Annotated in this window: 11 protein-coding genes; all 11 read right to left on the bottom strand. The window is 52.6% G+C overall.

Going from position 1 to position 11,528, the window contains the following annotated elements:
• Positions 1–58: 58 nt before the first annotated feature.
• The gene (locus JNUCC32_RS04350) at positions 59–607 is read right to left on the bottom strand and encodes a nucleotidyltransferase family protein (RefSeq protein ID WP_096776843.1); all 549 of its coding nucleotides are present in this window, start codon (positions 605–607) and stop codon (positions 59–61) included.
• Positions 608–846: 239 nt separating this feature from the next.
• Positions 847–1,032, bottom strand: coding sequence for a hypothetical protein (locus tag JNUCC32_RS04345; RefSeq protein WP_081746334.1), 186 nt, complete (start codon positions 1,030–1,032; stop codon positions 847–849).
• A gap of 150 nt (positions 1,033–1,182) precedes the next feature.
• Positions 1,183–2,094 (bottom strand): ribokinase, encoded by a 912-nt coding sequence (gene rbsK, locus JNUCC32_RS04340; protein WP_096776766.1) that lies wholly within the window; start codon positions 2,092–2,094, stop codon positions 1,183–1,185.
• 20 nt (positions 2,095–2,114) lie between these two features.
• A complete protein-coding gene (locus JNUCC32_RS04335) occupies positions 2,115–4,235 on the bottom strand; it encodes an ADP-ribosylglycohydrolase family protein (protein ID WP_192571223.1) in 2,121 nt (706 codons plus the stop codon).
• A gap of 63 nt (positions 4,236–4,298) precedes the next feature.
• Positions 4,299–5,453, bottom strand: coding sequence for an ADP-ribosylglycohydrolase family protein (locus JNUCC32_RS04330; protein WP_192571222.1), 1,155 nt, complete (start codon positions 5,451–5,453; stop codon positions 4,299–4,301).
• 13 nt (positions 5,454–5,466) lie between these two features.
• Positions 5,467–6,960, bottom strand: a complete 1,494-nt coding sequence (locus JNUCC32_RS04325) for an extracellular solute-binding protein (protein ID WP_096776769.1) — start codon at positions 6,958–6,960, stop codon at positions 5,467–5,469.
• 65 nt (positions 6,961–7,025) lie between these two features.
• Positions 7,026–7,898, bottom strand: a complete 873-nt coding sequence (locus JNUCC32_RS04320) for a carbohydrate ABC transporter permease (protein WP_009589953.1) — start codon at positions 7,896–7,898, stop codon at positions 7,026–7,028.
• Between the two features lie 14 nt (positions 7,899–7,912).
• Entirely contained in the window at positions 7,913–8,806 is an 894-nt protein-coding gene (locus JNUCC32_RS04315) for an ABC transporter permease (RefSeq protein ID WP_192571221.1), read from the bottom strand.
• Between the two features lie 3 nt (positions 8,807–8,809).
• Positions 8,810–9,136, bottom strand: coding sequence for a DUF4387 domain-containing protein (locus tag JNUCC32_RS04310; RefSeq protein WP_009589826.1), 327 nt, complete (start codon positions 9,134–9,136; stop codon positions 8,810–8,812).
• Between the two features lie 13 nt (positions 9,137–9,149).
• On the bottom strand, positions 9,150–10,499 hold the full coding sequence (locus JNUCC32_RS04305) for an acyclic terpene utilization AtuA family protein (RefSeq protein ID WP_228468879.1): 1,350 nt from the start codon (positions 10,497–10,499) through the stop codon (positions 9,150–9,152).
• Positions 10,500–10,589: 90 nt separating this feature from the next.
• Positions 10,590–11,288, bottom strand: coding sequence for a FadR/GntR family transcriptional regulator (locus JNUCC32_RS04300; protein WP_015736438.1), 699 nt, complete (start codon positions 11,286–11,288; stop codon positions 10,590–10,592).
• Positions 11,289–11,528: the final 240 nt, after the last annotated feature.

The following is an 11,528-nucleotide window of genomic DNA, read 5'->3' as shown; positions in this document are numbered from 1 at the left end:
TCCACATAAGAATGCCTAAATCCTTGCCGATCGTATCTCTTACTCGGCAAACTCTAATCTAATCCTCGATGATCGCTAAACGCGGCCACTGATCCTTCCATTGTTTCTTGCGTACCCGTTCCAAGTAATAGCCCCGTTTATCAAAGTTAGGACTTCTTCGAACCCGAAGCGCGAATAAATCATCCAATCCGTAAGGACAGCAAAGCTCAAGCTCCCCTGCGACGTTCAGTCTGGCCCCGACCGCGGTGGCCGTCTCCGGCCAATGGGTTAGCGCTGCATGGGTTGAATGATAGGGCTCGTCTCCATTCTTGGCATGCATTCTGGCCTGATTCTTGACCGACCATTTCGGGTTCGCCGTCGAGGTCCTTAAGTGCAACTCCAGGGCAGCATCCCGTTCTTCGGACACATCATCCGGATCGAAGTAAACGACATCGATATCGGTATGCCGGTCCGTCCCGTCTAATCCATGCAGGATGTCCCATACATAATTTCGAATGTAACCCGCGGCAATATAACATTGCGGCAGGGCTAAATCCCGAACGATGCCCAAATCCGCCATCAATGGCTTGTGCTGCCTTATGTATTCCTTTAACCGTTCCTCTAACATGCCTTCACCGCCCATGAATGGTTGATATGAATCCCAGCTTGCTTGTAATCGCGTCGTCTCCAGGTCCCTCACGTTTACGAACCCCGCCGAATATGCGCGAGTATGCCCCAGAGAACCTTGATCCGTGTAAAAAAGCATAGACCGCTTCACGAGGAAACCGGCCTATGCACGCTTAGATAAAACTATTATATTCCAAATAATCCCTGACTTCTAGTCCTTCCTTGGTATCGGGAAGCTGCTTACACAGCCGCATCCACCCGCTCCTGCGATGCCCCGTCGCAGCGCTTGCACACTTTCAGGGCAGTTCCGTCCGATTTGGTCCGAGGATACAACAGTTTGGTCCGGGTACTCTTGCACACCGGGCATGTGCCGCGCGCGCGAGTCGGTAAGTGCCATAAGGATTTGCCTCTTTTTTGTTTTGCCATTTGCCAGATCCCCCATTCCATAGATTCATTATCGTCACTCTTACATATATGAAAGGGTTCGGCATAACATGTCGGCAGCTCCCATGGAATCTTGCATTATACAACAAAAAGAGAAGGCATCCGTAAACGCCCTCTCTTTAGCAGCATGATTCATGTATTCATAAACGCCACAATCTCTTCCTTAGCCGGTATGGAGGATTGAGCACCCGGACGGGTCACCGTCAATGCAGCAGCTGCGGTCGCAAACCGCAGCGCTGCTTCCGTATCCAGCCCCTCCGTGCAAGCTGCCGCATAAGCACCGATGAAGGTATCCCCTGCCGCCGTGGTATCCACGGGTTTGACGCGGAAAGCCGGAACGTTAAAACGCTCTCCGCGCGCATTCCCATAGAAGCACCCTAACTCGCCAAGGGTGATGATCACGTTGGAGGTGCCTCTTCCGATGATCGATGCTGAAGCTGCCTCGGCCGAAGCTGCGTCCTCCACCCTCAGCCCGCTAACCACGCTTGCTTCCGTTTCGTTTACAATCAATGTATCCAGCAGCGGAAACACCTCGTGCGGAATCGTTCGCGCGGGGGCCGGATTCAGCCAGACGCGAACGCCTGCCTTGCTGGCCGATCGGATGACATGCTGTGTCGTCTGCCACGGAATTTCATTCTGCAGCAGCACCGCATATACGCCGTCCCAGTTCACTTCGGCGGCAACATCCTCTTCGGTCAGCCGCCCATTGGCTCCTTCCGAGAGCACGATATAGTTCTCGCCTTCTTCGTTGACCGTGATGATCGCGATTCCGGATGTGCCTGCCTTGGTGAGAACGGACGAGACGCCAACGCCGCGCTCCTCCAAGGAAGCAACCAAAGTGCTTCCAAAAGGATCCAGGCCCACGGCGCCGACCATGCTGCAATCGGCACCTGCCAAGGCTGCGGCCACAGCCTGATTCGCCCCTTTGCCTCCGGGAAAAAACTGTGCGTCCCTGCTGTGAATCGTTTCCCCCGGCTGGGGAAACTGCGCTACATTACTCACAACATCCATATTGATGCTTCCAATGACAACCAGCTTGCGCAAAGTTAACCCGCTCCCTTCTGTTAAACCGGCTTCGGCTCGAATGTACGGACGCGAACTTCCTTGATCGCGTTCTCGCCATCCTCCAGACAACCAAAACCGAACATGCCGTGAGCATAGGCGGTTTCCTTGCATTCCAGCACATTCTCTCCATTAATATACAAGATGAACCTGTCCTTCTCGGACACCAGCTTCAGGCGGTATTCTTTACCCAATGCCCAATCGTATTTTGCCGTAATCAAACGCTTGATCCCGAAATCCTGTTTGATAAACGATACGGAGTTCGGGCCGTCGAAGCCGGCCAGATAATGACGCATGACGCCTTGCGCCCTTGCAATAACACAATGGCTGGTACCGGATATCGGTTTGATGGTCGCCTCAATCTCCATATCTCCGGCATAATAATTGCCGGAAAAGGAGGAGGTATCCCCTTCTGAGGAACAATGCAGGGCACCGTCACGCAGCTCCCATTTCCCTCGATGATGCGAGAATGGGGTGACGGAAGCGAACTCTTTGGCCTGCTTGGCAAAATCGATCGTATAGTCTGAAGCCCCCGTGATGCGGAATTGCCCGATGAACAAACTTCCGATAGCACGGTTCAAGAGCGGCGACGGGCTCTCGAGTATCCAGCCGATCTCATCGATCATGGCACCATCCGTATCCGGGATGACGAATTGCACCGCGTTCCACTCTCCGCACATGGGAGTCAACGCAGCCAAACGCACGTCCTCCTGCGTATAGGTATTGCGCACATACGGAGTCAAGGTAACCGGTTCGCCTTCCCACTGATCCACATAAATGCGGGCGGATACGGTTTGTCCGCTATAGGCCAGCGGCGCAAAGGTCGGCTTATACTTCTCATCGTTGAACTCGGCGCGCCGGTAGAACGGTTTGAAATAGATTTTGCTGCTGTCGCCTTCAACCAGTCTGTCAAAAACCACTTCCAGCGATCCTCTGCTGTCATAAACCTGTTTCGTCGAATGGCGAACGACCGGGGTTTTGAAGGAATGGCTCGTCCGGAAGCCATGCGTAGATCCCGGCAGGTCGAAATCGAAATACACCTCGCCCTGCTTCACCCGACGAACCAGCTCTTCAGGTGCTTTCTCTCCGTTAAGGCGATAGCCAAGCAGTGCAAGCTCTTTGGCGAATGTCGGAAAATCCACCAGATTCAAATAGCCGGACACGCTGGAAGCCACGATGAAGTCATTGATCGGCTTGCGGTAATGATCCGGGATTCCCGCCAGACCTCCGTAAACGCCGAGGATCGTTCCCACATTGCCTGCGTTGCAATCGGTGTCCCAGCCGCACATCGACGCGATCTCCACCGTGCGCGCAAAATCTCCCTCGCCATACAGAAGGGCAAGCACGCACACGCCCGCATTCGGAATAATGTGGCATACACCCGTATATTTATCGTATCCCCAGTGGTCCTCCAAATACTGGCGGCAAGCGCGGAAATCGGAAGGCTGCTCCCGGTGGAAGTCCATCACCGCATGGACCACTCGCGCATAGGTGGAGTCATCCGGAATCATGCGCAGGCCTTCCGCGATAATCTCATCCATGGATGAAGCATTAAAGGCTTTGGCTATGCAAGCGGCCATGAAGCGGGCGCCATACAGCCCGTTGCCGTCATGGGAGACGCTGGCCGCTTTTTCCGCGTAATCCGCTGCTTTCTCCGCTTGCCCCGGGAACAGCAGGCCCCAGGAATCGATGAAGATCTGGCCGCCGATCTGCTCCGCCATCTCCGTGCCGTTGACCTCGATCGAACCGGAACGAGGAGCCGGGATGCCTTTGCGCAGATTCACATAGGCGCGGTGCTCGGTACTGATATCCTCGCCGCCCCACCAGAACATGCCGATCCCTTCCCTAGCGTAATTGAGCCATGCCTTGCCCACGTCCTCCGGCGAAAGCTCACGGTCCGTCGCATCGTCATACAGCGCGCGAATAAAGAAAACCGGACCGTTTGCGTCATCGTCCGCGGCAAAGGTTTTGTACGGCTTCACGTAATCCCGGATATCGCCGTATACGTCCCGAATGCGTTCATACGTCCAAGCTACCGGTTCGATGGGAGCACCGAGCCTTATGCCAATGTTCATGCCGATGAATCCCGCATATACCGTCTCTACATAATGTTTAGGTATCATTTGCTCTCCCTCCTGTATCAACCATTCCTCTACATCCGCTGGGTTCCAATAGCTTGCAAAAAACTATGAGCTCACAATATTCTTCCGAGATTCATTGATGCGAAGATCCTCTTCGATGATCTTCGCGGCAATGCCGCTAAACCGGTCGGCGATGGCACACAGGTCCAAACGATTCACCTTATTCAGCTGCTTAATATCTTCCTTGCGGATGACCTCGCTGCCATACATGGCGCCCAGGATCACCCCGGCCATGACGCCGATCGAGTCCGTATCGCGCCCGGAGTTAACCCCGTCCAGAATCGAACGGTAGTACTCTCCGTCATTGAGCACGATGAACGCCAGTGCCATCGGCAGCTCTTCAATCGACCATAGACGGCTTGGCGTATAATGGTTGCTCGGGATGCCGACCTTGTCGATATGGCGGCTCACGTCATCGCCCATCGGCGAATATTTAAGCATGATCGCTTGCAATACCTCGATCACTTTGTCCATGTCATCCCGCTCCTGCCGCAGATCGCGCGCGGCTTGCGTCATCTCCACAATGGCCGCTTTCGTGCCGTCTTTCGCCAGACTGATGGCGGTGCGGACAATATCGTCCACACTCACCCCTGGCTCAAAGGCCTTCGCCACGCAAGCGGCCAGCACGCCCGCGGCTTCCAGGCCGTAGCTGCTCTGATGACCCATCGCAAACAGGATGGCTTCATCATAGGCCGCCTTGGGATTGCCCGCATTGACGATCCCGATCGGGGCGATGTACATTGCCGCCCCGCAGTTCACCATATTCCCGATGCCGCCTTCTCTCGGATCGCAATTGGCCAGCACATGACGCATGAAGATGTATTTTTCCGGATAGAACAATCGGTCAATAATCAGCGTCTCCTCATTCAGCTCAGGGACAAACGTCTTGCGGAACGCAATCTCCTTCACGAACTCGTTGCCCATATCATAGGCATCCAGATGCCTGCCCTCGGTAAGATACACGTTCATGAGCGCAATGGTCATCAGCGTATCGTCCGTGACAATGCCATCGCCCCTTACCCGGCCAAGCCGGACGTCGGGGGGCAGGTCCATCTTATGCCATCTTGTCATGAGGGATTCCACGCGTCCGTACTTGGACTTGATCTCCCCGTACGTCAATTTCTCGATTGGAGCTCCCATTGCGTCTCCGAGCGCGGTGGATATCACCACGCCCCTCACCCGGTCACGAAACGAAGTCATAGTTATAGGCTCCTTACTTGATGTTTTCGTTGGCGTATTTCGTTATCTCTGCTCCACCTGCAGCATTCCAGGCTTCAACGAATTGGTCGAATTGGGACAAATCCTTCTTGCCTGTAATAAAGTCCGTCGAATATTCCTTGTACAGATTGTTCATCGCATCCCAGTTCGCAATGAATTGCTCAGGGATGATGAAATTATTGTCTTCCGTGTAGAAATCGCCAGCCATTTTCAACGATTCGGTTCCAGGCTCACCCAATAGCGGCGTTTTCAAAGGCGTTTCGGATTTGATCTCGGTCGGCTCCCAGAAACGCGCATACCATTCGCTGTAATATTTCTCGTTCAGCTCGATCTCGCCGTCAACGACTTTATAATGCTCGTCTTCGAAACCGAGACGGTCCAGCATTTGCCCCTTCGGACTTGCAAGGTAATCAAAGACCTTGAACGCCACGTCTTTATGCGGTGACTGGGAAGAGATCGCAAGTCCTCTGGATTCCTTCGTTACATCGGTTGCCCCGAAGCCTTGAGCTTCACCCTTGGCAGGCGGCAGCACGATCAGGTTAGCGTCTTCTCCGCCAAGCTCCTGCATTCTTCCGTCATACAAATCGATGATTTTGCCGGCTGTGCCCGTAATAACGGCAGCTTCCCCTTTATAGAAGGCATCTTCCTTGGTATCCCACTGCTTCGTAATGAATTGCGGGTCCAGCAGCCCTTCCTTGTAGAGCTTGTTGTAGAACGTCAGCTTTTCTTTTTCATTCTGGGAAACCTTGGAGTACTCATAAGTGCCGTCTTCCTTCTTAAGCCAAGTCGTATCCAAACCGAAAGCCGTATTGAAAATGAAATTGATCTCGGCAATATCGCCTGCTGCCGTCAGCGCGTAGCTCGGCTTGCCTTCACCCGGCTTCTTCTCCACCAATTCCTTAAAGAAGGCGTAATAATTGTCGACGGTCGGATTCTCCATCAAGGCCTTGGAGCTATCCATGGCATTAAACCAGTCGGCCCGGATGACCGGTGTCTTCGGTGCGAGCGGTTTGATCCACAGCAGATACGGATAGCTTGCCATCCGCGTTTGGTTATGCGGCTCGATGATATCTTTAATGTAAGTGGATTTTTCAATGTAAGGCGTCAGATCCTCCAGCAGGCCTTGTTCGGCAATTTGCTGGTCGCCGCCTTGGAAGTAGATAATATCCGGAATGGTTCCGCCCAACAGCAGCAGATTCAGGTTCTCGGCATAACTGCCCTGTGCCAGATCCACTAGCTCGAATTTCACGTTTAAGCCTTCGTCTTCGGCCAGGGATTTCTCCAAGGTCTCGAAGAATTTAACGGAAACGGGATTCGCCGTTCCTTCATCCTTGTACACGATCTTCAGCGTAACCGGATCACCGCTTCCTTCAGGCTGCGCGGTCCCGGGCTCGGTCTGGCCCGCTCCCGGCGTCTTCGAATTCGATGTACATGCCGACATGACCATAACCAGCATGGCAACGATTAATAACAGGCTTAATTTTTTCATGTTCATCTTTCTCCCCTTTTTTGAATTTGAACATTCATGCCTTAAGTTAAGCTGCCTTCCTTAGCTTAATCCTTGACTCCGCCCTCCAGTTCGCCTTTGGCGTAATATTTCAAAATGAACGGATATAGGAATAACAGCGGCACAATCGCGATCATGATCGTACCTGCCTGCAGGGAAGCGAAATCAAAATTGATCGAGCTGTCGAACATGTTCTGGTTCCCGATCAGGGACGTATTGTCCTTACGGACAACAAACTGCCTGAGCACGACCTGCAGCGGCCATTTGGTCGGGTCCGAAATATAGAGCGTCGCCCGGAAATATTCATTCCAGTGATACACCCCGTAGAACAAGCCCAAGGTTGCCAGCCCCGGTTTGGAGAGCGGCAGGATGATGCGGCTGTACAAGCGGAAATGGCCTGCGCCGTCGATTCGGGATGCCTCCAGAATCTCCTCCGGGATGTCCTGAATGAACCGCATGAGAATAAAGAGATAGTATACGTTGATCGCTTTGTACAGGATCAGCGAAGTTAACGTATTCATCAGTCCGAGATCCTTCACGAGCAGGTATTCGGGAATCATGCCCGGCTCGAATACCATAATGACGATTAAGAAAAACAACACGACCTTTTTCCCGATAAACTCGGTTCTGGCCAGCACGTACGCTGCCATGGAGGTCAGCAGCAGATTCAGGAATGTGCCTGCCACGGTAATCCATACCGAATTCAGAATGCTGCCCGTGATCAAGGGATTGGACAACAGCAGCTGGTAGTTGATCGTTGAGAATCCCTTCGGTATGATGTCCAGACCGCCCATCAGATGGGCTTTGCCGGGGTCGGTCAGAGACAGCGCCAGCAGATTCAGGAGAGGAACCAAGACCATGAGCGTAAATACAAACAACATCAGATAAATGACGATTTTGGAAATTTCAAGCCGTCTCATCGTAAATCCCTCCTTTACCAGACGCCCTTGCCCGAGAAGCGCTTCGATATGAAATGCGTGCCCAGGATGAGAATGATGCCGATCACGCCCTTGAACAGGCTCGCTGCGGTTGCATAAGCAAACTGCCCGTTTCCGATACCGATCCGGTACACATACGTGTCCAGAATATCGACCACGCTGATGATGGAATCGTTCATAAAGTTAAACACCTGATCGAAACCAGCATTCATGAAGAAGCCCAGATTCAGAATGAAGACGGTTACAACTGTGCTGTATAAATGAGGAAGCGTGATGTACCTCATCTGCTGCAGCCGGGTCGCCCCGTCGATCTTGGCTGCTTCATACAATCCTGGGCTGATCTTCATGATGGCTGCCAGATAAATGATCGAATCCCAACCCGCGCTTCGCCAGATTTCGGAGAATATGAGCACCCAACGGATATGTTCCTTGCTGGTCATGTAATCCACGGATGGCAGTTGGAAGAAATTCGCAATCAGATTGACTCCGCCTTCGGCTGGGTTCAAGAGACTAATCCAGATCCCGGCAATCACGACCCAAGACAAGAAATGCGGCAGATAAACCACGGATTGCACATATTTGCGGTATTTCGAGCTCCGAACTTCATTAATCAGAAGCGACAGCATGATCGGAATCGGGAACACGAATACGATTTTCATCAAACTGATGATGATGGTATTCTGCAGCACGCTCGTGAAGGCGGGGGAGCTGAACAACGTCTTGAAGTGCTTCCACCCGACCCACACATGATCCCCGAGAATCCGGTAATCCTGAAAGGCGAGTTTCATGCCGTACAGCGGAATGATGTGAAAAACAAAAAAGTAGAGCAGAGGCAGCGACAGCATCGCGTATAATACCCAATCCTGCCTTAAGCGTTTTAACACCTTCATGGCTTACCCCTCCTCCCCATGTTCGATGGATAACTTCATGAGGGGAGCATGCTGCTGGGCACCATACACGTCGCGGTCGCCGACGCTGCCCGACGATATGTCCCGCGACATCGTGATCTTGAAACCCAGCGCCTGGTCGAAAAACACCAGATGATGAATCTGCTCCTCCCGTATCTGATACAGCTCGCATATGGTCCGTTTCGATATGATGCCGGACTGTTTCACTCTGTCATATTGCTCCTTGGAATCAAACAACACGTCTAATGTAATTTCGAAGGGGCCCGAGTTTTTGCTTCGCAGCACCTTCGCCAAATCGCCGAGTTGAGTCATGGTTTGATCCTCCTTATCGATGCTCTATACGAAAAGCATTATTTTTCATTTCCATCAGGTGGTAGACGGAGAATTCATACACAGGACCGAACTCGATGTCGCTTGGCGCGAATGGAAAAGCGAGATTGCCCGCCGTTGATTTCCGGCCTTCGTAGCCATAGTGCAGGAAGGTGGATCGCACCGTTGCGCAAATGCTGTTTGCCAACTCCTGCGTTTTGGCCACCACTTCGAACATGACGCCGATCTCGTGCCCGTCGAACGGCTCGGGCTCCTTGCTTCCGAGAACGCCGTTCTTGCCGTAGTTGTAGAATTGAATCCGATAATCCGATTCCGGAATTTCCCGGTAATATTCCCGCGCCTGGTTGCGCACATATTCTTCAACCTCTTCCAGCTTCCCGATCAGGATCGGGTCCCGGATCCCTGCGACCACAAAGGTCCGATACGCGACGCGTCTTGCGCCTTCCAGCTTGATGAAATATTTCTCCGCCGGAAGGAATCGGCTGCCCGTCACGCGAACGACGCCTTTTTCCACTTCCTCGAATCGGCAGTTCTCCAAATCAAGCGTGAATCCGGGACCATGCAGAATATACGGATGTTCCTTCTCATAGAAGGTATGGGCGGCAACGCTGGTCGGGCTGCACGTCCGGTTCGGGTTAAGCGATTGAACGGTAAACGAATCATCGCTTATCGTGCCAAGAATGCTGTCCTTGGTTGTGCCAGGTTCGGCGCACAGTGCGCCGCATTCCAGTATTTTGCCCAGATGATAGGAAAGCCCAGGGTCCTTGCCATGATAGATCCCGATCGCCGCGAATGGAGACGGATCATAAGCCCGGCCGCATACGATAATGTCCCCGCCTTGTTTAAGCGCTTCCACAATAGGCTCGTGTCCCATCTGAGCAACGATGCTGTTCGTGGAATCAATCCGCTCGCGGGTCAGTGGCGGAATGTTCGGGCTCAGTCCCTTGATTCTCCCTTCTTCGCTTGCCAAATGGATTTCCTCCTGCGTAAAATCCGCCCAGATAACGGACACCTTGGCCTGAAGACCCCGCTCATCCAAAATCTCATCAATGATATCCAGCGTCCAGTTCACATGGGTCCTTGCTCCCGAGCCGCCGGCCGATCCGATGATAATCGGAATTTTCCGAGGCACGCCCTGGGTGATCATGATGTCCAGGTCTTTCTTAACCGCGCGCTTGCTGACGATCGATACGCCGGCGCCCAGCTTATGCGGTCCGCCATCCGTAGATCCTGCATCCACGACGATGCCGTGCAGTTCAAACTCCAGTCCGTTCATAAAGGATTGTTCAGGAAAGCCATATCCCAGCATGCCGCAGGGTGATAGAATTCGAATGTCTGTATTCATCTGCAGTCCCTCTCTACCCACATATTCACCCATGACCATTGGATAATTGGATTATCCAATTTGTGCTAAAAGGGGTGCATTTTCCCCCTCTTAAACATGAATGTGGTTTTTCTGTATGTTTTCTTTGACCCGGCTAAGATGGTTCAGCAAAGCCAGCTTCGCTTTTACCGGATCCCGTTCCTTAATGGCTTGCATAATAAGTAAATGTTCTTCGTAGACCTCGCTCTTTCGCCCCGGAATCTGCGCTGTTTTGCTCAGCGTCCGCTGAAGCAAATCCATATGCAGTTCAATCATATTGACGAGGACCACGTTATGCGTGGCTTTGGCGATCGACAGGTGAAATGCCTGATCCGGCTTCGAGCGATCCTCCGCGTTCTGATCGATCTCCCCCCACGTTGCGAAGGCTGCCTCAATCTCGGCGATATCTTCATCGGTTGCCCGCTTCGCCGCCAGCTCCACGATTCCCGTCTCGAACAATTCACGCGCCTCTAACAACTCGATGATGGTAGCGCGTTCAATGTTGTCCAGAATTCGGCTGCGATCCTCGGCAACGTCCAGGGCCTTGCTCAGGAAACGTCCGCCGCCCGGTCTGGCTTCAATCAATCCTTCGCGCTCCAGAATACGAAAGGCTTCCCGCAACGTTCCGCGGCTAATGCCGAAGGACTGGGCCAACTCCCGTTCTGTCGGCAGGACATCACCCGGAGCCAGATTCCCTTCCAGAATCAGATTCTTGATCTGTTCGATAACATCCTCGTACACCCGATGATATTTAATCTTCTTAATGGTCATATGACTACCCTCTCTATCCCTACTTGCGCAAACGATAATTGGGTGATCCAATTAACCGCACGTTTAGCATAAACGCATCTGAATAGGCTGTCAAGCATAAAAATAGCGCTTTCATCGATAAAATTACGGTAGTTTTGACCTATAAGGCAGTGGAAACCGGATAATTGGGTCATCCAATCATCCGATATATTGGGCGATTGAGCGCCTCTAGACGGCGATCCATGGAACGAAATAAATAAC

Source organism: Paenibacillus sp. JNUCC32, assembly GCF_014863545.1.
In the GTDB taxonomy this organism is placed as follows: Bacteria; Bacillota; Bacilli; order Paenibacillales; family Paenibacillaceae; genus Paenibacillus_AQ; species Paenibacillus_AQ lautus_A.
Note: the sequence above shows the minus strand (reverse complement) of the source record. Positions and strands in the feature narration are given on the sequence as shown.